We start from the raw sequence: 21,852 nt of genomic DNA on the forward strand, positions 1-21,852 counted from the left end.
TGCGGCGTAGATGATCCCAACCGGGGATCGTCCGTCGCTTCCGATGAGGAGGCTCACCATGAGTGAGAACACCCCCGCCGAAGTGCCGGCCTCGGCACTCGGTCCGTTGCGGACGCTCGCCGTTCGCATCACCGATGGCCTGCGGGCCCAGCTGGACGTGCTCGCCCAGCTCAACGACCGCACCGTCACCGAAGAGATCCGGCTCGCCCTCGAGTCGTGGGTCGAGACCAGCAAGTCCGATCCGAAGGTGCTCGAGCGTGCCGAGACGGTGCGCGCCGAGATCGAGCGCGAAGCCAAGACCAAGCAGAGCGCGATCGAGGCCATCTTCGGCGGTGCGAGCGGCGGCAAGACGCCGCGCCGATCCTCGGGCTCCGCCTGACCGGAGCGCGGCAGTCGGGGAGATCCGGCTGTTCGGGACTGAGCGCTTCACCTCGCTCGTCCCGGACAGCCGGTACAACATCAGCGCCAGCGCTTGCGCGACGTGAGGTGCCAACCGCGGCAGTCGTCGCAGAAGTAGACGCGCGCTTCCTGCTTCGGACGCGAAGCCTTGTCGCGGTTCTGAATCTGAGCCAGCACAAGCATCGCCGCGATGCGGTCGCGGTAGCGCGTCTTCGTGCAGGTCGGCATGAGCCGGAGTCTTCCAGTAGCCACCGACATGATCAGTTCCTCGTTGCTGCCCCGCGGCTTCGGAAGAGAACCCGAGAGGGGTTCTCGGCCGCGACAACAGTAAGGAGGTGGGACGAATGGTGCGCAGCATCGTCATCCCGCACGACACAGAGCGGCGCCCGACTCTCGTCGAACTCGCCGACCTTGGCGCGTTCCAGGAGGCGGTCGACGGCTGGCTGGATCTCATCGAGATCCCGTCCATCGGCGTGACCATCTACATGAACGAGGCCGAACGTCGGACCCACGGTCCGCTGAACACCCGGGCCACTGCGTTCTGGTGGCTCCACAGTGCACATCCGACGGAGCACCCGGTCATCCTCGGCGACGTCGTCCTGACGGGCGTCGGCGACCGGGAGCACGAGGGCGACATCCCGGAGGCGGTCGTCGAGCAGATCTTTCACCGCGACAACTTCGTGGTGCAGGTCCGCCCCTACGACCGCAGCTCCTGGTGCGACTCGTTCGCGCGCTTCGACAGCGTCTTCGACGCCGCCCTCTGGTGTCTGCTTTTCGAGGCCACGATGCGTCCCGGAGCTCGGTTCCGAGTTCGGAGCGAGCCACCGATTCACATCGCCGAGCTTCCCCTCTTCGGAGGTGACCGGTCATGGTGAAGGCGCTCGTCGTCCCGACCGCCGAGGGCGAGCCGATCAAGGAGTGCGACGTCGACGCGCTAGAGAACTACCAGTCCGTGGTGGGCGGCTGGATCGAGCCGGTCGACGTCCCGGCGCTCGGCGTGACGGTGTACGTCCACGAGGAGGGGCTGATGCTCAATCTCCCCTTCAATCCTCGTGCGACATTCCTCTGGTGGTACTTCGTGCCCGAAGCTCGCCAGAGGGCCATGCTCGTCGGCCCGGCGCTCATCACGGGGCTGCCCGACCGCAACGGCGACAGCACCAATGTCCCGAGCGAAGTGGTCGCCATGCTCGCGCATCCGGGGGAGTGGCGCGTTGAAGTGCGGACCGTCGGTGACCCGAAGTGGTACCGCAACCAGATGACGTATGGCGACTACTTCGAGGCGCTCGCTTGGGCGATGGTCACACTGGAGCGCTGGACGGCCGCGGAGGACACCCGCGTGGTGCCAGTGCTCCACGACGAGGTCGCGTCAACCTACGTCAGTCCGCCATCCGCGGCCTGACAACAGGGCGGCGACTGCCCGGACTTGAGAACCTCCGAGTTCTCGTCCGGCGCGGCCGCCGCCTTCTTCATTCAGTGCAGAGCCATCTCCGTGTCGGGAGCAGGTCGCAGGCTCCTCGCTGGATATCGTCGCCTCGTGAACATGGATCAGTGGCAGGTTGTCGACGGACCGCTCGAAGGCGAGGTTGTCGCTCTCGAAGGGAAGGATCGCGAGCAGTTCAAGTTGCGCCTCGACGATGGCCGCGTTGCGATCTACTCAGCCCACACAGGCAAGACCTACGGCATCCCGAATCAGCTGCTCTTCGTAGGGATCGACGTCTCCGATCGCCTCGTTTGACAGAAGCGACGTCAGCAGCATTTACGAAAACCCCTGATAGATATACAATTATCCCCAGATGCTGCCGCGTGGTTCGAGCCTGCTCCCGCGCGTCGGCCCTGCCTCGAGGCGGTCCTGTCAGCCCGGCCATGTCGTCGCGCGCCAGTAGCCTGAGAGCACCCGAGGTCATCAACATGAAGTGCACCGCATTCGGTGCGAGGAGAAGTACAAGTCAATGACGCCGACCACCAAAGAATCCCAGCGCGCAGAGCTGCACAAGACCATCTGGCGAATCGCGAACGACCTGCGCGGGTCGGTCGACGGCTGGGACTTCAAGAGCTACGTGCTCGGCATGCTCTTCTACCGTTTCATCTCCGAGAACCTCACCGCCTACATCAACAAGGGCGAGCACGAGGCCGGCGAGAGTGACTTCGACTACGCTCAGCTGCCCGACACCCAGGCGGAGTTCGGACGCAAGGAGACGGTCTCGGAGAAGGGCTTCTACGTCCTGCCTTCGGAGCTCTTCCAGAACGTGCGCAAGCGCGCGTCCAAGGACGAGAACCTGAACGAGACGCTCGAGGGCGTATTCAAGAACATCGAAGGCTCGGCAGTCGGCACTGACAGCGAGGACGACCTCAAGGGCCTCTTCGACGACCTCGACGTGAACAGCTCGAAGCTCGGCAACACCGTCGCCAAGCGCAACGAGAAGCTCGTGAAGCTGCTCGATGCTATCGGCGACCTGCCGCTCGGCAACTTCGAGGACAACTCGATCGACCTCTTCGGCGACGCATACGAGTACCTCATGCAGATGTACGCGTCGCAGGCCGGCAAGTCTGGTGGTGAGTACTACACCCCGCAGGAAGTCTCCGAGGTGCTCGCCCGCATCACGGTCATGGGCAAGAAGCGTGTCAACAAGGTCTACGACCCTGCTGCCGGATCCGGCTCGCTGCTGCTCAAGTTCGCGAAGGTGCTCGGCCGCGAGAATGTCGGCGGCTTCTTTGGCCAGGAGATCAACCTCACCACGTACAACCTCGCGCGGATCAACATGTTCCTGCACGACGTCAACTATGAGAAGTTCAACATTGCGCACGGCGACACCCTGCTCGACCCGCAGCACTGCGACGACGAGCCGTTCGAGGCGATCGTTTCAAACCCGCCCTACTCGATCAAGTGGGAGGGCGACGCGAACCCGCTTCTGATTAACGATGAGCGGTTCGCGCCGGCCGGTGTGCTCGCGCCGAAGTCGAAGGCTGACCTCGCGTTCACGATGCACATCCTGAGCTGGCTCGCCGTGAACGGTACTGCTGCGATCGTCGAGTTCCCTGGCGTGCTCTACCGCGGGGGAGCGGAGCAGAAGATCCGCAAGTACCTGATCGACAACAACTACGTCGATGCCGTGATCCAGCTGCCTGCGGATCTGTTCTTCGGTACCACGATCGCGACCTGCATCATCGTGCTGAAGAAGTCCAAGACGGACAACTCAGTGCTCTTCGTCAATGCATCGGACGAGTTCAAGCGCGTTGGCAACAAGAACAAGCTCACACCGGACAACCAGCAGAACATCCTGATGGCGCTCGATGTGCGGGAGGACGAGGATCACTTCGCGAAGCTCGTTCCGAACGAGGACATCGCGGCGAATGACTACAACATCTCCATCTCGTCGTATGTCGAGGAAGAAGATACCCGCGAGGCCGTCGACATCACAGCCCTGAACGCCGAGATCGCCGAGATCGTCGCGCGACAGGCTGAGCTGCGCGTCTCGATTGACGCGATCGTCGCGGACCTGGAGGGCTCCAAGTGAGCCGTGTGGACGAGCTGATCGCCGAACACACGCCCAACGGTGTGCAGTTCCGCGCACTCGGCGACATCGCGCGATTCGTTCGCGGTAACGGCATGCCGAAGACCGATCTCGTTGATGAAGGCGTCGGCGCTATCCACTACGGTCAGATCTACACGAGGTACGGCGTCTGGGCGACCGAAACGCTCTCATTCGTGGCACCGGAGACCGCCATGAAGCTTGCGAAGGCGCAGCCGGGCGACATCATCATCACCAACACCAGTGAGAACGTCGAGGACGTCGGAAAAGCCGTTGCCTGGCTCGGTTCGGAGCCGATCGTCACTGGCGGCCACGCCACGGTGATCCAGCACGACCTCGACCCCAAGTACCTTGCATATTGGTTCCAGTCCGAGTCGTTCTCTGTGCAGAAGCGTGGGCTCGCTACCGGTACGAAAGTGATCGACGTATCGGCACGGCAGCTGGCGAAGGTGCGACTCCCCGTGCCGCCTATCGAGGTGCAGCGCGAGATCGTGGGAATCTTGGATGAGTTCACCCGGCTGGAAGCGGAGCTGGAAGCGGAGCTGGAAGCGGAGCTGGAAGCTCGGCGACGTCAGTACGAACACTACCGACAGACGCTACTCACCTTCGATGACCAGGTCCCGCGGGTTCCCCTTGGTGACATCGCGACGATCGGCACTGGGAGCCACGACACGAAGGACGCGGTCGCCGATGGCAAATTCGTCTTCTATGCGCGGGGCCGTGAGCCGCTACGACTAGACACGTTCGACTTCGACGAGAACGCCATCATCACTGCGGGTGACGGCGTGGGTGTTGGCAAGGTCTTTCACTTTGCAGCTGGGCAGTACGCGCTACATCAACGCGCCTATCGCATCGTCCCGAGCGACGGCGTGGACGCCCGCTATCTCTATCACTACCTGGTTTCAGACTTCGCTCGATACCTTGAGCGCACTTCAGTGCATGCGTCAGTGACGTCCCTGCGACGACCGATGTTCCTCAAGTATCCAGTTGCTATGCCTTCGCTTGCGACTCAACGTCGCGTCGCGGCGATTCTCGATCAGTTCGAAACGCTCGTGGGAGACCTGCGTATCGGGCTACCGGCAGAGATCTCTGCACGGCGCAAACAGTATGGCCACTATCGCGACCGGCTCTTCGCCTTTGAGGAGGCTGCCGCATGAGTGAAGCCATCGCTCGCAAGTACGATCCGATCGCGGTCTCAGCAGAGTCCACCGTCGTCGCGGAGTACATTCCAGACGTTCACGCGTCGGCCGCATACCAGTCGGAGTCGGCGCTTGAGCAGGAGCTGATCCGACTCCTCGAGTCCCAGGCGTACGAGTACATGCCGGTCACGTCCGAGGCGCAGCTCGTGGCGAACCTGCGCACCCAACTCGAGGCGCTGAACCAGATCACCTTCTCCGACAGCGAGTGGGTCGACTTCTTCGACACCAAGATTGCCGGCAAGAACGACGGCATCGTCGAGAAGACCGTGCGGATCCAGGAGGATCACGTCCAGCTCCTTAAGCGGGACGACGGATCGACGAAGAACATCACACTGCTTGACAAGCAGAACATCCACAACAACCGCCTCCAGGTCATCAACCAGTACGAGATCGGCCAGGGCGAAGGCGGTGCGAACTACGCGAACCGCTACGACGTGACCGTGCTCGTGAACGGGTTGCCGATGGTGCACATCGAGCTCAAGCGCCGGGGCGTCGACATCCGCGAGGCGTTCAACCAGATCAACCGCTACCAGCGCGACAGCTTCTGGGCCGGCTCCGGCCTGTTCGAGTACGTGCAGCTGTTCGTGATCAGCAACGGCACCCTGACGAAGTACTACTCGAACACCACGCGCACCCAGCACATCAGCGAGGGCAAGAAGCAGACCAAGGGCCGCAAGACGTCGAACTCGTTCGAGTTCACGTCATGGTGGGCGGACGCGCAGAACAAGCCGATCACCGACCTGACCTCATTCGCGAAGACGTTCTTCGCCAAGCACACACTGCTGAACATCCTGACGCGCTACTGCGTGCTCACCGCCGACCGGCTCCTGCTCGTGATGCGGCCGTACCAAATCGTCGCGACCGAGCGAATTCTGCAGCGCATCGACATCGCCACCAACTACAAACAGCTCGGCACTGTCGGCGCAGGCGGCTACGTCTGGCACACGACCGGGTCGGGCAAGACGCTGACGAGCTTTAAGACCGCGCAGCTGGCCTCCAAACTGCCGAGCGTCGACAAGGTGCTGTTCGTCGTCGACCGAAAGGACCTCGACTACCAGACGATGCGCGAGTACGACCGCTTCGAGAAGGGCGCGGCCAACTCCAACACGTCAACGGCGGTGCTGAAGAGGCAGCTCGAGGACTCGAACGCGCGGATCATCATCACGACGATCCAGAAGCTGTCGACCTTCATCAAGGCGAACAAGGGTCACGCGATCACGAACGACCACGTCGTGATCATCTTCGACGAGTGCCACCGCTCGCAGTTCGGTGACATGCACACCGACATCACCCGCGCCTTCAAGCGCTACAACCTCTTCGGCTTCACCGGCACTCCGATCTTCGCGGTCAATGCCGGCGCGGGCGGAAACCCGCAGCTCAAGACCACCGAGCAGGCGTTCGGCGAGAAGCTGCACACATACACGATCGTCGACGCGATCACTGACAAGAACGTATTGCCGTTCCGGATCGACTACGTCAACACCGTCAAGGTCGGCACCATCGTCGACAAGCAGGTGTCGGCCATCGACACCGAGAAAGCGCTACTGGCGCCGGAGCGCATCAGCCAGGTCGTGCGATACACACTGGAGCACTTCGACCAGAAGACCAAGCGTTCCTCGAGCTACGAGCACTCCGTCGTCACGAACGTCGCCGAGTCGACACGCGCCCGCCGTCAGGCGGAAGCTTTCCGTGAGCGCAAGCGTGTCCGCGGCTTCAACGCCATCTTCGCAACCGCCTCGATTGATGCGGCGCGTCGCTACTACAACCACTTCCAGATCCAGCAGGAAGCACTCCCTGCCGACCGGCGCCTGAAGATCGGTTTGATCTACTCCTACGGTGCGAACGATGCCAGCGACGACGGCATCCTCGACGACGAGGCCTTCGACACCGATGCGCTGAGCACGGATGCGCGCAGCTTCCTCGAAGACGCAATCCAGGATTACAACGACATCTTCGGGACGAGCTACGATACCAGCGCAGACAAGTTCCAGAACTACTACAAGGACCTCTCGCAGCGGCTGAAGAACCGCGAGCTCGACCTCGTCATCGTGGTCAACATGTTCCTCACCGGCTTCGACGCCACGACTCTCAATACGCTCTTCGTAGACAAGAATCTGCGGGCGCACGGCCTGATCCAGGCGTACTCGCGCACCAACCGCATCCTCAATTCGGTCAAGACGTACGGCAACATCGTCGCCTTCCGTGACCTTGAAGAGGAGACCAACGCCGCCCTCGAGTTGTTCGGCAATAAGGACGCCCGCGGAGTCGTGCTCCTCAAACCCTTCGGCGACTACTACGGCGAATACGCGGAGAAGGTCGACGAACTCCTGACATCGTTCCCGCTGGGGCAGCAGATCATCGGAGAAGCTGCGCAGAAGGAATTCATCCAGCTGTTCGGGCAGATCCTGCGGCTTGAGAACATCCTGACTTCGTTCGATGACTTCGCCGGGCACGAGATTCTCACCGAGCGTCAGGGGCAGGACTACCGCAGCGTCTACCTCGACCTGTACGCCGAGTTCCGCAAGGTCAAGGACACGAACAAGGAACACATCAACGACGACGTCGTGTTCGAGATCGAGCTGATCAAGCAGGTCGAGATCAACGTCGACTACATCCTGATGCTCGTTCAGAAGTACCGCAGCCAGCACGGCGACGGCGAGGACAAGGAGATCCGCGCCGAGATCTCCCGTGCCGTCGACGCCAGCCCGACACTGCGCAACAAGAAGGACCTCATCGAAGCCTTCGTTGACTCCGTTTCCGTCGACGGCGCCATCGACGAGGAGTGGCAGGCGTTTATCGCGGCCAAGCGCGAGGCCGAGCTCGAGGCCATCATCGAGGACGAGCGGCTCCGCGCCGACGCCACTCGTGCATTCATCGAGATCGCGTTCCGCGACGGCGCGCTCCGCACGACCGGCACAGCGATCACCAAGGTGCTTCCGCCTGCCTCCCGATTCTCTGCCGATGGCGGCCACGGCGAGAAGAAGCAGCGCGTGATCGAAAAGCTCGGGTTGTTCTTCGAGCGGTTCTTTGGATTGAGCTCAAACGGAGGTAATGAGTGACCAAGTCGATGATGACGGGTGCCCGCTGGGTACGTGCGGCTCTGCAGGTGAACCCATACGGGTACGAAGGCAAGAATGCCCCGTCGACTGCGTACACGAGCGAAGCCGACTACAACAAGGCGCTCCTTGATGAGTGCGAAGCGCTCAAGATCGAGATGATCGCGATCACGGACCATTGGAAGGTCGACTCGGCGCTGCAGCTCATTGAGGACGCGGCAAGTCGCGGCATTGTAGCTCTTCCCGGGTTCGAAGCGAATTCCGCCGAAGGCATCCACCTCCTCGTCATCTTTGACGTTGACACGAAGGCTTCGGTGGTGAACGCCGCGATTGGCATGTGCGGGGTCGCTCCCGGTTGCGCGAACGGAACCACGGGTGCCTCGTTTAAGGACATCCTCGACAAGATGACGGAACAAGGCGCCCTGGTCATCCCTGCGCACGTGAATGTTCCGAATAGCGGCATGCTGACCGGCCGGGGTGGGCAACCGCTTGTGACGATGGTGAAGGCCCCCAACCTCCACGCGATTGCTGTCACACCCAGTCAGCCGAACGGCACTGACCAGCAGGCGATTATCAACGGGACTAAGCCCTACGACCGTAAGCATCCGCTCGCGGTGATCTACTCCGACGACGTGATGCGACCGGCTCATCTGCAGGCCGCTGGAGCCAGCTCCTGGTTCAAGGTGAGCAGCCTCTGTGTGGATAGCTTGAAGCTGGCCGTACGAACCCCTGAGACTCGGGTCTCGCTGGACGACCCGGTCTCCGAGCCTCGCTCTGCGCTCAAGGAAGTCTCCTGGATCGGCGGCTTCCTCGACGGGGTGACGATCCCCTTCTCCGATGACCTGACTGCGCTTATTGGAGGGCGTGGCACCGGAAAGTCCACTGCGATCGAGAGCATCCGGTTTGCGTTGGGTCTCACGCCGATCGGAGCTGAAGCCAAACGCGACCACGACAGCATTATCAGCGGCGTGCTGAAGTCTGGCACGGTCGTCAAGCTCTCTGTTGAGACCGCGTCACCCGCGGTGAGAAACTTCACAATCGAGCGATCGGTCAACAACCTGCCCGTGGTCAAGGACGAGAGCGGGTCCGTCACCAACCTTCAGCCGAGCGACATCATCGCGAGTGTCGAGATCTTCGGCCAGCACGAACTCGCCGAACTCACTAACGACAGCTCCAAAGTGGCAAGCATGCTGCAGCGGTTCCAGGGCAGTGGGCATCTGACGACAGAGCATCGCGAAACCCTGGACGCACTCAAAGAGAATCGCGAGAAGTTGAGTCGCGCGGAGGAGAGCCGTGCTCAGCTTGAGGACGAGCTGTCTGATATTCCGCGTCTCGAGGAGCAAGTCCAGCACTACACGGACACCGATGTACCTACGCGGCTCAAGGAAGTGACTCGTCTGAGCCAGGACGAGGCCATCTTCAAGGAAGCCAAAGACCGAGTCGTCTCTGCGCAGGACGCACTCACGACGCTCACGGACGATCAGTTGGTCGCGAAGGTGGGGGCGGCGTTCGAGAACATCGATGATTCCCCGCAGGTTGAGATCCTGAAGCGTGCGGAGGAGGCGTCTGCGGCACTAGCGAAGAAACTGGGCGAACTCGCTGTCGAAGCTCGACAGGCGTTTCTGGACGCTGAGGCCGCGATCGGCAGCGCTGAAACCGCTTGGACCGACACGGTCCGCGAGCAGCGAGATGAGCACGCTGAAGTTCTTCGGAAGCTCGTCGAGGAGGGCCTCGAGCCAACTAAGTACCTTGTGACGAAGAAGGCGCTGGATGATCTGAAGGCGAAGGAGTCCCGCCGCGCCGGCATTGCAAAGACGATCAAGGATCTACTCTCGGAGCGGAAGACTCTCCTCCAGACGCTCGCGGATCACGAAAACGCGCGAGCAAAGGCTCTGACAGAAGCGGTCCGCGCGGCAAACGCCGCGACGGGCGGGGTCGTGATCGTGAAGCCCATTGCTGCGAAGGACCGTGGTCACATCAAGACGCTCATTGAGCAGTCGATATCTGGCCAGCGCACTCGCATCATGGCGGCGATTGATCTGGACGGATTCTCGACCCGAGCATTCGTGGACGCCGCTCGAAAGGGCGAGGCGGAGCTGAACGCGCAGTTCTCGGTCAGTGGGGCACAGGCGCGAGCACTCCTCGAAGCGGGCGAACCACTCCTTCGGCAGCTCGAGGAACGCTCCGTCGGGCAAGCCGTCGAAGTGCAGCTCGATGTCCAGGCTGGCTCTGGAACTCGTGAGTTCAAGCGGATGGACGACCTTTCCAAGGGTCAGCGAGCGACAGCGCTACTTCTGTTGCTGCTCGGGGCGTCCAACGCGCCGCTGATCATTGACCAGCCGGAAGACGACCTCGACAACCGGTTCGTGTACGACGGCATCGTGAGCAACCTCCGCGGCCTCAAGGGGAAACGTCAGATCATTGCGAGTACGCATAATGCGAACGTCCCGGTCCTCGGTGACGCTGAGCTGATTGTGGCGCTCGAAGGTGACGGTCAGCACGGCCGTCCTGCAGCCGACGGAATCGGCTCCCTCGATGACGTCGCCATTCGATCGCACGTCGAGAACGTGCTTGAGGGTGGACCGGCCGCTTTCAATGCTCGCCAGCACCTCTACGGCTTCTAGCTATGCGCCAGTCGCGGGCCGAATTGTCACGCCGGAGCCCATAATGGCGACCCGCATCGTTTCCTGGTTCATCTTCAATCGTTCAGCGACCTGCGATAGCGACAGCCCGGAGTTGTACAGCCGGGCCGCCTCACTCACCTGCTCCGACGTCAGCGGCCGCCGTCGCACGACCACGCTGTTCGCCCGCAGGATGCCGAGGATCGTGGACTTGGCGACGCCGTACGCTTCCGCGAGGGCTGTCGACGTCTCGCCCGCTTTGTATCGCTCGATCACCGCAGTGCGAGCTTCATCGCTCAGGCGCGTCCACTTCCGGCGGGAAGCGGTGGTTTCGCCAGGTGTTCGAACATCGGCGGAATCACGCAGGATTCGGCGCATCGCGGCCGTCGTGACCCCTGTTTCCGAATTTGTGGAACAGAGGTAAACAAGGCCGACAGAAAAGCCCCGGTGATCCTCGGATCACCGGGGCTTCGTCGTTCCCGCGGGCGATGTCGGATGCCCGCCCTAAGGTGGGGCCGTGGGCGCGATGAACGAGCTGATCAACACGACCGTGATCCGGGATCTGGCCGAGCGGATCGCCGCGGTGTCGCCGTCGGCGGAGGTGGCGGCGCTGACCGACATCGGCGCCGAACGCCTGGCGCCGCTCAGCCTTCGCGAGCGCACTGACCTTGTCGCCGGGGCCCTCGATCAGGCGGTGCCGACCGATCTCGCAGCCGTGGTGCGGGAGATGCTCGCGGACCCGGGATTCGAGGGGTGGGCGGTCTGGCCCGTCGGCGAGGCCGTGACCACGCGGGCGCTGGAGGCGGGGACCGACAAGGCGTTCGACGAGGCGATGGCGCTGATGGCCGCATTGACCGGCCGTCTGACGGCGGAGTTCCCGATCCGGCGCCTGCTGGAGCGCGACCTGCCGCGCGCGCTCGCGATCATCGAGTCCTGGACGACCAGCGACGACGAGCACGTGCGTCGCCTCGCGAGTGAGGGCACCCGCGCGTACCTGCCGTGGGCGATCCGTGTGCGCGCCCTGCTGGCGGATCCGGAGGCGACCCTGCCGATCCTGGATGCGCTGTATCGGGACCCGAGCGAGTACGTGCGGCGCTCGGTGGGGAACCATCTGAACGACCTCAGCCGGCACGCGCCCGACGTGGTCGTGGCGACCGCGGCGCGATGGCTGGCGGCGCCGGAGCCGACGACCGCGGCCGTGGTGAGGCGCGGGCTGCGCTCGCTGATCAAGAAGGGCGACCCCGCCGCGCTCGCCCTGCTCGGCTTCGCGCCCGCACGGCTGACGGTGGGGGAGATCGACCTCGCCCAGACGACCGTCGAGTTCCCGGGCGCGATCGACCTGCGCTTCACCGTCGCCAACGAGGGGCCCGAGGCGGCCGCGGCGGCCGTCGACTACGTCGTCCACTACGTGAAGGCGAACGGATCGCTCGCGCCGAAGGTGTTCAAGCTCGCCACCCGGACGCTGGCGCCGGGGGAGCGGGTGGCCTTCACCAAGCGCCACGAGCTGCGCCCCATGACCACCCGCGTCCACCATCCGGGCGAGCACGCCGTGCAGGCGCAGGTCAACGGCGAGCGCCACGGGTGGGCGGCATTCGGGCTGCGCTTCGGCGAATGAGCCCCGCGTCGGGGCATGGGCAGTTCGACCCGCGTGCCGGCCGGGAACCGGACACCCTGGGGTCTCATGCGGTCGATAGGGTGCGTCCGTCCGGTGACCACCGGATCCCCACACCGCTCTCAAGGAGACCCCTCGTGAAGCTACGCCTCGCGTCCGCCCTCGCGGTCGTCCTGGTCGGATCGACGGCCGTCGCCGTCCCCGCCAGCGCCGCCCCCAAGGACCATTCGCTCGACCTCACCCTGCTCGCCACCACCGACCTGCACGGCAACGTCGCGAACTGGGACTACTTCAACGACCGCGCCTACGCCGACAAGGCCGGCGACTCGGTGGGGCTGGCCTCGGTGGCGTCGGTGGTCGACGCGGTGCGCGCCGAGGAGGGTGAGGACAGCGTGCTCGTCGTCGACAACGGCGACGCCATCCAGGGCACGCCGCTGAGCTACTACTACGCCGTCCAGGAGCCGGTGGAGCAGAGCGGCGCGACCCACCCGATGGCCGCCGCCTATGACGCCATCGGGTACGACGCGCAGGTCGTCGGCAACCACGAGTTCAACTACGGCCTCGACACTCTCGGCGCCTACCGCGACGCGCTCGACTTCCCGCTGCTCGGCGCGAACGTCCTCGATCTCGAGACCGGCGAGCCCGCGCTCGAGCCGTACACGATCGTCACCAAGCACGTGAAGGGCAGCAAGCCGGTGAAGGTCGGCATCCTGGGCCTCACGACCCCGGGCTCTGCCATCTGGGACAAGGGCAACGTCGAGGGCCGCCTGGCCTTCGAGGACATGGTCGAGACCGCCAAGACCTGGGTGCCGCGCGTGAAGGCCGCCGGCGCCGACGTGGTCGTGGTGCTGTCGCACGCGGGCGTGGGCGCCTCCTCGTACGACGAGTCGATCGCCGCGCCGGAGAACCCCTCGGACGTCATCGCGCGCACCGTGCCGGGCATCGACGTCATGGTCGTCGGGCACACGCACCAGGACAAGCCCTCGCAGATCGTCACCAACGAGGTCACGGGCGACGAGGTGCTGCTCACGCAGCCCTACCGCTGGGGCTCCACCGTGTCGCGGGTCGACATCGACCTCCAGAAGATCAAGGGCAAGTGGGACGTCCAGGGAACCCAGGCCAGCGCGATCCGCACCAAGGACTACCCGCAGTCGCCCGAGATCCTCGATCTCATCGCCGACCAGCACAACACGACCGTCGCGTACGTGAACCAGGTCGTCGCGCACTCGACCCAGGAGCTCTCGGCCGTCACCTCGCGCTACGAGGACACCCCGATCATCGACTTCATCCAGCAGGTGCAGACCGAGACGGTGGACGCCGCGCTGGCCGACACCGCGTACGCCGACCTCCCCGTGCTGTCGATCGCGGCGCCGTTCTCGCGCACCGCCGTCTTCCCCGCGGGTGACGTCTCGGTGCGCGACATCGCCGGGCTCTACATCTACGACAACACGCTGCACGCGGTCACCATGACCGGCGCACAGGTGAAGGACTACCTCGAGTACTCGAACAAGTACTTCGCGCAGGTGCCCGCCGGGACGTCGTTCGATCCCGCTGCGCACACCGGGGCGGGCAGCACGCCCGACTACAACCTCGACATCGTCGCCGGCGTGACGTACTCGGTCGACCTGTCGCAGCCGGTCGGATCGCGCATCTCGGGCCTCACGCTCGCCGACGGATCCGCGCTGGCCGACGACGCGCAGGTCGTGGTCGCCGTCAACAACTACCGTCGCTCCGGCGGCGGCGGCTTCCCCCACATCGCCTCGGCGCCGCTGGTCTACGACGAGCAGAAGGAGATCCGCCAGCTGCTCATCGACTGGGCCCAGGCGAAGGGCACGATCGACCACGCCGACTTCTGGCAGCCTTCGTGGGAGCTCACCGTCGCGGGTGCCCCCATCGGCTGATCCGTCGCCCTCTGTGACCGAGGCCCGTCCCGTGCGCGACGGGCCTCGGCTGACGCGGCCGGGCGAACGCGGCGGTGTCAGGCCGTGGCATCCCGCGGCGGGTTGTGCATGAACTCCAGGCGGATGCCGTCGTCGTCCTCGACGAACGAGGCGTAGTAGCGCGAATTGAAGCGCTCGTAAATCTTCGGATCGCGCACCGCCGTCCAGCCCGCCGCGAGGGCGACCGCGTGCAGGCGCTCGACCTCGTCGCGCGAGTCGACCGCGAAGGCGAGGTGCTGCCATCCGACCCGGCCGTGCACGTGCGGGCCCGAGCCCGGCTCGCGGGCGGGCCGGAGGATGAGCTCGACATCGCCCTCCCGCCACCACGACACCGAGTCGTCGGCGTCGGATCTCTCGAAGCCGAGGGCCTGCATGATCGGATCGAACCGCGCGATCCCGCGGGCGAGGTCGTCGACGGTGATCCCCAGATGATCGAAGACGGGCATGGGGCGAGCCTAGACACCTCGACGTTCGCGCCGCCGGCGCGACGCGGCACGGCGGTTAGCCTCTGGATATGGAGAAGATCAAGATCGAGAACGGCGCGTCGTACACGCTCATCGCGCGCTCCGATCCCGCCACCGGGCAGCAGGATCACCGTTGGGTCGGCGACAACGGCCACGAGATCGAGCTGACCGAGGACGAGGCCGCCGAACTCCGTCGGGGCTGAGGCCCGGGCGGCGCGTGCCGCTCAGCAGGAGCGGAGACCGCGTCGGAGAGGATGGGAGCATGGCTCTCAGACGCGGTCGACAGATGATCGAGAGCGTGCGCCGGGCGATCCACGCCGACACCTCCGAGCGCACGCTGACCGCGGCGGTGCCGATCATCGACGACTCGACGGTCGTGCGGGTGATCGACCTCGCCATGCGCGTCGCCGAGGTGATGCTGTCGGTCGGCGCCTCGGCGAAGGAGGTCGTGCTGGCCGCGCTGCGCATCACGCGCGTGTACGGCCTCGCAAGCGTGCACGTCGACGTCACCTTCAACTCGGTGACCATCTCCGACCACCGCCACGGCGAGGACTGGCCCATCACGCTGATGCGCGTGGTGCGCTCGGCGGTGCCGGATCACGCGAAGCTGCAGGCGCTGCAGACCCTGGTGCGCGACGTCGAGGCGGGGCTCGACCTGGACGAGGCCCGTGCGCGCTTCCACCAGATCCGGCGGCGGCCGTTCCGGTATCGCCCCTCGATCGTTATGCTCTCGCAGGCGCTGCTGGCGGTCGGCGTGGGCGTGATGTTCGGCGCCTCGCCGACGATCCTCGTGGTCACCTTCGCCGCGGCACTGGCCGTGGCCCTGACCCAGGCGGGGCTCGCCCGCCTGCAGGTGCCGCTGTTCTTCAGCCAGATCGCCGGGGCGCTCGTCCTGACGGTGCTGACCGTCGTCACGGCGATGCTCGCCAGCGCGGGGATCGAGCCGTTCGTCGATGTGCGCGCCGCGATCGTGGTGTCCTCGGGCATCGTTCTGATGCTCGCCGGGCTCGCGGTCGTCGGGGCCGCCCAGGACGCCATCGACGGGTTCTCGCTCACGGCGGGAGGCCGCATCCTCGAGCTCACCGTGCAGACGCTCGGCGTGGTGCTCGGCATCGTCATCGGCCTCGAGCTCGCGCGGGCGCTCGGCATCGGCATGGAGGCCCCGAGCGAGGCGCTGCCGCTCGGCCCGCTTCCCGGGCAGTTCACGGGCGCGGTCATCGTGGCCATCGCCGTGGCGATGTTCAACGGCGCGGGGCTGGGCATCATCGCGGTGAGCGCGGTGCTCGGAGTCATCGCGTGGGCGGGCTTCGCGGTCGCCAGCGCGGCCGGCTTCGCCCAGGCTCCCGCGAGCTTCGCGGGAGCCTTGATCGCCAGCATCGTCGGCGCGGTCATGGCCCACCACCTGCACGTGCCCTCGGTGGCCGTGACGACCGCGGCCATCGTGCCGCTCGTGCCGGGAGCGGTCGTCTTCCGCGGCCTGCTCGGGCTGGTGGAGTCGGCGGGCGACACCGGCGACATCCTGTCGGCGGCGTCGACCCTCACCACCGCGGGCATGGTCGGCATCGCGCTCGCCGCGGGCGCGACGCTCGGCCTCTTCGCGGGATCGCCGCTCGGCCGCACGCTGGGGGATCTGCGGGTGCTCCGCCGGATGCAGCCCCGTCCGACGGCGGGCGGTGCGCGTCTGATCGTCGGGACCGCTCCCACGAGCGCGTCCCGCGGCGAACGGGGCGGCGCCTAGTCAGCCGCGGGGCGGCTCGCCGCCCGGGCCCCCGGGGCCGCCGCCCATGCCGCCGGCGGTGGGCGCTGTCGCGGTGTCCACCCGGACCGTGAGCGACGCCGTGTACCCGGAGGTCGCGTCGCCGGTGACCGTCGCGATCTGCAGGGCGCCGCCGTCGTCGCCGAAGATGCCGTCGCTCACGATCGACGTCTGGGCGAGATTCCGCGCGGATCCGCTGTATGCCGCCCCCGCGTAGACCGGTGTCAGCGCGCTCTCGGGGAGGGCCAGCTGCGAGGTCGCGATGGCGTTCGCCGAGTCGTCGATCGCGTCGACATCGGGGTAGACCTCGAAGTGGATGTGCGTCCACCGCCCGGCGTAGCAGCCGGGGACCACGGACGTGAACGTCACCTGCCCGTCGGCGTCGGCCGTCTGGACGCCCCGCAGCCACGTCCGATCCTCGACGCCCTCCGAGTACATCGAGTACCGGCCGAGCGCGTCGCAGTGCCAGGCGTAGACCGCCGCCCCGGCGAACGGCGCATCGCCGTCGGCCATGTCGGTCAGTCGCAGGGTGAAGGTCAGGGGCACGCCATCGACCGGATCGGAGCCGCCGACGTCGGTGCGGATGTCGCTGCGGACGATGCCGGACTCGGCGAGCACGTCGGGACCGTTCGAGCCGTCGCCCGGGTACGGGCCCGCCGTCTCGTCGGGGATCTCGCCGCTCGGGAGGGCCGTCGGATCGGTCGGCGCCGATGTCGGATCGGCGGTCGGAGTGGCGGTCGGGGTCGTGGTCTTCGAGGCGCCGGTCGCGGCCGGAGCGCATGCGGCGAGCACCGCCGCGCCCGCGCCCAGCCCGAGCACGCCGAAGATGGCCCGCCGCGAGAGCAGGGTGCGCAGGTCGAAGCCCGCGCCCTGGTCGACGACCTCGTCGTCGGGGCGCACGAGAAGCCTGCCCTCGTAGCTCGGCCCCTGTGGGGTGCGGTCGGGTTCGGGGATGCGGTTCGCCATGACGGCGATCCTCTCGCCGCCGCTGCGGAGCGCCCGGTGCGGCGGATATGAGGTCGCTATGACGCGGGCGCGACCGACTCGGCCAGCGCGACGATGATGCCCGCAGGCCCCCGGAGGTAGCACAGGACGTACTGATCCTCGAAGGGCGTGACCTCGCCGATCAGCTCGCCGCCGTGGGCGCGCAGGCGCTCGACGGTGTCGCGCACGTCGTCGACCTCGAACATGGCGCCCGGTAGGTCTTCGACGACCACCGAGACGTGGTCCATACGGAGAGTGGCCATGGCTTGACGATAGGACGTCGCGGAGCCGGATGGCAGGGGCTCGACCGTACGGGAACCGCCTGCACTTCCAGGATACCCCGGGGGAGGGGCCTTGCCGCAAGGCCCCGGTCGTGAGGCAGAATGGCGCGTTCCCGAAAGCCTGGAGGCGCGCCGTGCTGCCCTTTTCCCTCGAAGCCCACCCCGCCAAATCCGCCCCCGCCCTCATCGCCGAAGACGTCGCGCAGTTCGCGCGGATCGGCGACTCACTCGCCCGCCAGATCGCCGGGCTCCAGCTCCGCCTCGACGAGCAGCGCCGAGCGCCGGGAGGGCGCGGCCAGGCGGCGCTCGATCGCGACCTCGAGATCCATCGCCTCACCGCACGGCTGCGGATGCTGCGACGGTTCGGGCTCGATCTCTGTCTCGGCCGGATCGTCGGCGACCAGGGCACCCTCTACATCGGCCGGCTCGCGCTGACCGACGACGCGGGGGATCCGCTGCTGGTCGACTGGCGCGCGCCCGCCGCCGAGCCGTTCTTCGGGGCGACCCACGCCCAGCCGATGGGGCTGATCACGCGCCGGCGCTATCGCTGGGACGGCGACCTCATCACCGACTACTGGGACGAGGCCTTCACCCCCGAGGCGCTGGCCGCGGGTGCCGCCCTCGATGACCAGTCGGCGTTCATCGCGAGCCTCGGCACCAGCCGCTCGCCGCGGATGCGCGACGTGCTCGGCACGATCCAGGCCGATCAGGACGCCATCATCCGCGCGGGATCCGACGGTGCGCTGGTGGTCGACGGCGGTCCCGGCACCGGCAAGACCGTCGTCGCGCTGCACCGCGCCGCGTATCTGCTCTACGCCGACCCGCGTATGCAGGCCGGGCACGGGGGTGTGCTGTTCGTCGGGCCCTCGCAGGCATATGCCGACTACGTCGCCGACATCCTGCCCGGACTCGGCGAGGAGGGCGTGCGCATCGCGACGCTGCGGGACCTGGTGCCGGAGGGGCGCGGCGCCGTCGAGGAGACGGATCCCGCCGTCGCGCGCCTGCTGGCGGATGCTCGTCTGATCGATGCCGTCGAGGCGGCGGTGCGGCTGCGTGAGCGGCCGCCGACCCGCGCCGCCGTGATCGACACGCCCTGGGGCGATGTCCGCGTCAGCACGGCCGACTGGGAGGAGGCGTTCGGCGCGATCGATCCCGCGGCGACCCACAACGAGGGGCGCGGTCAGGCCTGGGACACCCTGCTTGCCACCCTGACCGAGCGGGTCGAGGCCGTCGTCGTGCGGGACGGCGACGACGGCGGCGACGGCGGGGACCGCTGGGCGGACGAGGGCTGGGGCGACGCCGGCTCGACCGCGTGGGACGACGAGCGCCGCGCCGAGGACCGCGACGACGACCAGTTCGACGCCTACGGCCTCGACGGCGGCGACGGCGACGCCGCGGTGCGCCAGGCGCTGGCCGAGAATCCGCAGCTGCGCGCGGTGTTCGATGCGGCATGGCCGCTGCTGGACCCCGTCGCCCTTGTGCGCGCACTGCGGAGCGACCCCGCCCTGCTCGCCCGCGTGGCCCCGTGGCTGGCGGGCGACGAGGTGGCGGCCCTGCAGCGCCCGGCCGGGGCGCCGTGGAGCCGCGGAGACCTGCCGCTCCTGGATGCCGCACGCCTGCGGGTGGGCGATCCGGACGCGGCGATCCGGCGGCGCCGGGCCGAGGCCGAGGCGGCCGCCGAACGCGCCGAGATGGACGACGTGGTGTCCCATCTCATCGCCAGCGACGACTCGGACATGAAGATCATGTCGATGCTGCGCGGACAGGATCTGCGCTCGACGCTCGCCGTCCCCGCGGTCGCGACCGCTCCGGGCGATCCGCTGGCAGGGCCCTTCGCGCACATCGTCGTCGACGAGGCGCAGGAGCTGACCGACGCGGAGTGGCGGATGCTGCTGCGTCGCAACCCGCAGCGATCCTTCACGGTGGTCGGCGATCGCGCGCAGGCGCGGCACGGGTTCCCCGAGACGTGGGAGGAGCGTCTCGCCCGCACCGGTCTCCGGCACGTGACGATGACCGCGCTGACCGTCAACTACCGCACGCCGGAGGAGGTCATGGCCGCGGCGGCGCCGGTGATCCGCGCGGCCTTCCCCGGAGCGAATGTGCCCACATCGATCCGCTCGAGCGGGATCCCCGTGCGGCGCGGTGCGGTCACCGAGCGCGACGCGATCCTGACCGAATGGCTCGCGGCGCACGAGGAGGGGGTGGCCGTCGTGATCGGGGACCCGTCGTTCGGCGGCACCGAGCGGGTGCGGTCGCTCGACCCGCTCGAGGCGAAGGGGCTCGAGTTCGATCTGGTGGTGCTGAGAGAGCCGGATCGGTGGGGCGACGGCATCGAGGGGGCCGTCGACCGCTACGTGGCCATGACGCGCTCGACCAGGGAGCTGGTGATCCTCGGCGCCTCATAGCGCGCGAGACGGCGTCGCGCAATGCCCTGTGTGGCGCGCGGGCGACGCGGTTCGCTGGACTCACTGCAGGTGAACCCGGAAGGACACAGCCATGAGCACTCCTATGGATCGAGACCCCGCCGACCGCGACGCGCGCCGCGACGCCGACAGGCTGGCCGCGGAGCACGTGCACGACGACACCGTGGCGACCGGACGGCCGGCCCCCGACCTCGACGCCGGCCGCGGCAACGACGAGCCGACCGCCGTGCACCGCACGGCGCCGGTCGACGACCGGACGACGTCGGGCGACCGCACTTCCTCGGGCCGACTGGTCGAGGACCACGCGACGACGGACGACCCGGCCGTGGTGGGGTCGTCGCCCGAAGCCGCTCGCGCCGCGCGGCATGAGGTCGTCGCTCGCGAGAAGGAGGAGTTCGGCGGCATGAAGTTCGGCTCGGCCTTCTTCGGCTGGCTGAGCGCGATGGGCATGACCGTCCTGCTCACGGCGCTCGTCGCCGGCGCCGGTGCGGCCCTCGGCCTCGGCTCGCAGATGGACACCGAGGAGGCCGCGCAGGAGAACGCGGGCACGATCGGCATCGTCGGCATCATCGCCGTGGCCGTGATCCTGCTGGTCTCGTACTACTGCGGCGGCTACGTCGCGGGACGCATGTCGCGCTTCAGCGGCGCCAAGCAGGGCATCGCCGTGTGGCTCTGGGCCCTCGTGGTGGCGATCGTGGTCGCGATCATCACGGCCATCGCCGGCGCCCAGTGGAACATCCTGGCCAACGTCAACACCTTCCCGCGCCTGCCGTTCAATGAGGGCGAGTTGACCACCGCGGGGATCATCACCGCCGTCGCCGCCCTTGTGCTCAGCCTCGTCGGGGCGATCCTGGGAGGCCTCGCGGGCATGCGCTACCACCGCCGCGTGGACCGCGCGGGCTTCGGGCGCTGACCGCACCACACGGCATGACGCACACGGGACCGCTACGTACGGGACCGACACGGAGGGAGCGACGATGACCGTGAAGCTCAACGAGGCCGCCCTGCGGCACGCGCGCAAGCTGATCCGGGACGGCGAGGTGGTGCGCGACGAGCGCGACGCGTGGAGCGAGCACGCGCTGCCGGCCCGGAAGGAGACCGCGTGGCGCGAGGAGCACGGCTGGGACGCCTACGCGCGCTGGCACCTCGGGATCGACACCGAGGCCAACGAGGAGACGAAGGCGCGGTTCGAGTTCCCGGTCGGCGACTACGGCAAGGTGCACCGCTGCGCGGTCATCTCGGCCGAGTCGCGGGCGGCGCAGTACGACCACACCGAGATCGCGAAGGCCGCCAAGGAGCTGCTCGAGCTGATCGACGCCGACTGAGCCGCGCGGCTCAGTCGGCGGGCCGGGCCGCGAGCGCGGCGCGCAGGGCGTCCTCGGCGTCGGCGCCCGCGTGCGCGGCCTCGGCGTTGGAGGCGGCCACCGCCTGGACGATCTCGGAGCGCTGGATGCGGGTCTCACGTGGGGCGTTGATGCCGACGCGGATGGAGTCGCCCTTGATGTCGAGGATCGTCACCTCGACGTCATCGCCGATCAGCACGCTCTCGCCGATCCGCCTCGTCAACACCAGCATCGTTTCAGACTA

General features: G+C 67.0%; 21 protein-coding genes. 15 read left to right on the forward strand and 6 right to left on the reverse strand.

Annotated features, from left to right (window positions below; all coding sequences use genetic code 11):
• The first annotated feature begins 58 nt into the window (after positions 1 to 58).
• Complete coding sequence (locus tag ACOKGD_RS04800; RefSeq protein WP_342335450.1) at positions 59 to 379, forward strand: hypothetical protein; 321 nt, start codon at positions 59 to 61, stop codon at positions 377 to 379.
• 80 nt (positions 380 to 459) lie between these two features.
• On the opposite strand, the gene ACOKGD_RS04805 is transcribed toward ACOKGD_RS04800, so the two are convergent.
• Positions 460 to 627 (reverse strand): hypothetical protein, encoded by a 168-nt coding sequence (locus tag ACOKGD_RS04805; RefSeq protein ID WP_342335449.1) that lies wholly within the window; start codon positions 625 to 627, stop codon positions 460 to 462.
• A gap of 116 nt (positions 628 to 743) precedes the next feature.
• On the opposite strand from ACOKGD_RS04805, the gene ACOKGD_RS04810 reads away from it, so the two are divergent.
• From ACOKGD_RS04810 to ACOKGD_RS04840, 7 genes are all read left to right on the forward strand, one after another.
• On the forward strand, positions 744 to 1,274 hold the full coding sequence (locus tag ACOKGD_RS04810; protein ID WP_342335448.1) for a DUF3846 domain-containing protein: 531 nt from the start codon (positions 744 to 746) through the stop codon (positions 1,272 to 1,274).
• Positions 1,268 to 1,798 (forward strand): DUF3846 domain-containing protein, encoded by a 531-nt coding sequence (locus ACOKGD_RS04815; RefSeq protein ID WP_342335446.1) that lies wholly within the window; start codon positions 1,268 to 1,270, stop codon positions 1,796 to 1,798. The genes ACOKGD_RS04810 and ACOKGD_RS04815 overlap by 7 nt, the downstream gene beginning before the upstream one ends.
• A 135-nt stretch (positions 1,799 to 1,933) precedes the next feature.
• The gene (locus ACOKGD_RS04820) at positions 1,934 to 2,134 is read left to right on the forward strand and encodes a hypothetical protein (RefSeq protein WP_342335445.1); all 201 of its coding nucleotides are present in this window, start codon (positions 1,934 to 1,936) and stop codon (positions 2,132 to 2,134) included.
• A 214-nt stretch (positions 2,135 to 2,348) separates the two neighbouring features.
• Positions 2,349 to 3,914: a type I restriction-modification system subunit M gene (locus ACOKGD_RS04825; RefSeq protein WP_342335444.1), complete on the forward strand. Its 1,566-nt coding sequence runs from the start codon at positions 2,349 to 2,351 to the stop codon at positions 3,912 to 3,914.
• Positions 3,915 to 3,919: 5 nt separating this feature from the next.
• Positions 3,920 to 5,086, forward strand: coding sequence for a restriction endonuclease subunit S (locus ACOKGD_RS04830; RefSeq protein ID WP_342335443.1), 1,167 nt, complete (start codon positions 3,920 to 3,922; stop codon positions 5,084 to 5,086).
• Entirely contained in the window at positions 5,083 to 8,187 is a 3,105-nt protein-coding gene (locus ACOKGD_RS04835; RefSeq protein ID WP_342335441.1) for a type I restriction endonuclease subunit R, read from the forward strand. Before ACOKGD_RS04830 ends, ACOKGD_RS04835 begins: the two co-directional genes overlap by 4 nt.
• The gene (locus ACOKGD_RS04840) at positions 8,184 to 10,808 is read left to right on the forward strand and encodes a TrlF family AAA-like ATPase (protein WP_342335439.1); all 2,625 of its coding nucleotides are present in this window, start codon (positions 8,184 to 8,186) and stop codon (positions 10,806 to 10,808) included. The genes ACOKGD_RS04835 and ACOKGD_RS04840 overlap by 4 nt, the downstream gene beginning before the upstream one ends.
• Here the strand turns inward: ACOKGD_RS04840 and ACOKGD_RS04845 are convergent, their stop codons facing one another.
• A complete protein-coding gene (locus ACOKGD_RS04845) occupies positions 10,809 to 11,183 on the reverse strand; it encodes a hypothetical protein (RefSeq protein WP_342335438.1) in 375 nt (124 codons plus the stop codon). It abuts the gene before it with no gap.
• 148 nt (positions 11,184 to 11,331) lie between these two features.
• Here ACOKGD_RS04845 and ACOKGD_RS04850 point away from each other — a divergent pair, with 148 nt between their 5' ends.
• Together ACOKGD_RS04850 and ACOKGD_RS04855 are read left to right on the forward strand one after the other, a co-directional pair.
• The gene (locus ACOKGD_RS04850) at positions 11,332 to 12,420 is read left to right on the forward strand and encodes a DNA alkylation repair protein (RefSeq protein WP_342335552.1); all 1,089 of its coding nucleotides are present in this window, start codon (positions 11,332 to 11,334) and stop codon (positions 12,418 to 12,420) included.
• 134 nt (positions 12,421 to 12,554) lie between these two features.
• Complete coding sequence (locus ACOKGD_RS04855) at positions 12,555 to 14,318, forward strand: bifunctional metallophosphatase/5'-nucleotidase (RefSeq protein ID WP_342335437.1); 1,764 nt, start codon at positions 12,555 to 12,557, stop codon at positions 14,316 to 14,318.
• A 77-nt stretch (positions 14,319 to 14,395) separates the two neighbouring features.
• Here the strand turns inward: ACOKGD_RS04855 and ACOKGD_RS04860 are convergent, their stop codons facing one another.
• The gene (locus ACOKGD_RS04860; RefSeq protein WP_342335436.1) at positions 14,396 to 14,803 is read right to left on the reverse strand and encodes a VOC family protein; all 408 of its coding nucleotides are present in this window, start codon (positions 14,801 to 14,803) and stop codon (positions 14,396 to 14,398) included.
• A 68-nt stretch (positions 14,804 to 14,871) separates the two neighbouring features.
• Here ACOKGD_RS04860 and ACOKGD_RS04865 point away from each other — a divergent pair, with 68 nt between their 5' ends.
• Both ACOKGD_RS04865 and ACOKGD_RS04870 read left to right on the forward strand, forming a co-directional pair.
• The gene (locus ACOKGD_RS04865; RefSeq protein ID WP_342335435.1) at positions 14,872 to 15,024 is read left to right on the forward strand and encodes a hypothetical protein; all 153 of its coding nucleotides are present in this window, start codon (positions 14,872 to 14,874) and stop codon (positions 15,022 to 15,024) included.
• Between the two features lie 59 nt (positions 15,025 to 15,083).
• Positions 15,084 to 16,559 (forward strand): threonine/serine ThrE exporter family protein, encoded by a 1,476-nt coding sequence (locus ACOKGD_RS04870; RefSeq protein WP_342335434.1) that lies wholly within the window; start codon positions 15,084 to 15,086, stop codon positions 16,557 to 16,559.
• Here ACOKGD_RS04870 and ACOKGD_RS04875 read toward each other — a convergent pair whose 3' ends face one another.
• Both ACOKGD_RS04875 and ACOKGD_RS04880 read right to left on the reverse strand, forming a co-directional pair.
• Positions 16,560 to 17,543, reverse strand: coding sequence for an intradiol ring-cleavage dioxygenase (locus ACOKGD_RS04875; RefSeq protein ID WP_342335433.1), 984 nt, complete (start codon positions 17,541 to 17,543; stop codon positions 16,560 to 16,562). It lies immediately after the preceding gene.
• A gap of 56 nt (positions 17,544 to 17,599) precedes the next feature.
• Complete coding sequence (locus ACOKGD_RS04880) at positions 17,600 to 17,824, reverse strand: hypothetical protein (protein WP_342335431.1); 225 nt, start codon at positions 17,822 to 17,824, stop codon at positions 17,600 to 17,602.
• 152 nt (positions 17,825 to 17,976) lie between these two features.
• Here ACOKGD_RS04880 and ACOKGD_RS04885 point away from each other — a divergent pair, with 152 nt between their 5' ends.
• The 3 genes from ACOKGD_RS04885 (at position 17,977) to ACOKGD_RS04895 (ending at position 21,590) form a co-directional block, all read left to right on the forward strand.
• A complete protein-coding gene (locus ACOKGD_RS04885; protein WP_342335429.1) occupies positions 17,977 to 20,247 on the forward strand; it encodes a HelD family protein in 2,271 nt (756 codons plus the stop codon).
• Positions 20,248 to 20,338: 91 nt separating this feature from the next.
• On the forward strand, positions 20,339 to 21,178 hold the full coding sequence (locus ACOKGD_RS04890; RefSeq protein WP_342335428.1) for a hypothetical protein: 840 nt from the start codon (positions 20,339 to 20,341) through the stop codon (positions 21,176 to 21,178).
• A 64-nt stretch (positions 21,179 to 21,242) separates the two neighbouring features.
• Complete coding sequence (locus tag ACOKGD_RS04895; protein ID WP_342335427.1) at positions 21,243 to 21,590, forward strand: hypothetical protein; 348 nt, start codon at positions 21,243 to 21,245, stop codon at positions 21,588 to 21,590.
• Between the two features lie 10 nt (positions 21,591 to 21,600).
• Here the strand turns inward: ACOKGD_RS04895 and csrA are convergent, their stop codons facing one another.
• Positions 21,601 to 21,840 carry a carbon storage regulator CsrA gene (gene csrA / locus ACOKGD_RS04900; RefSeq protein WP_342335426.1) on the reverse strand — a complete coding sequence of 80 codons (240 nt, stop codon included), beginning with the start codon at positions 21,838 to 21,840 and terminating at the stop codon, positions 21,601 to 21,603.
• Between the last annotated feature and the right edge of the window lie 12 nt (positions 21,841 to 21,852).

It is taken from the genome of Microbacterium phosphatis, from assembly GCF_049177115.1.
Lineage (GTDB): Bacteria > Actinomycetota > Actinomycetes > Actinomycetales > Microbacteriaceae > Microbacterium > Microbacterium phosphatis.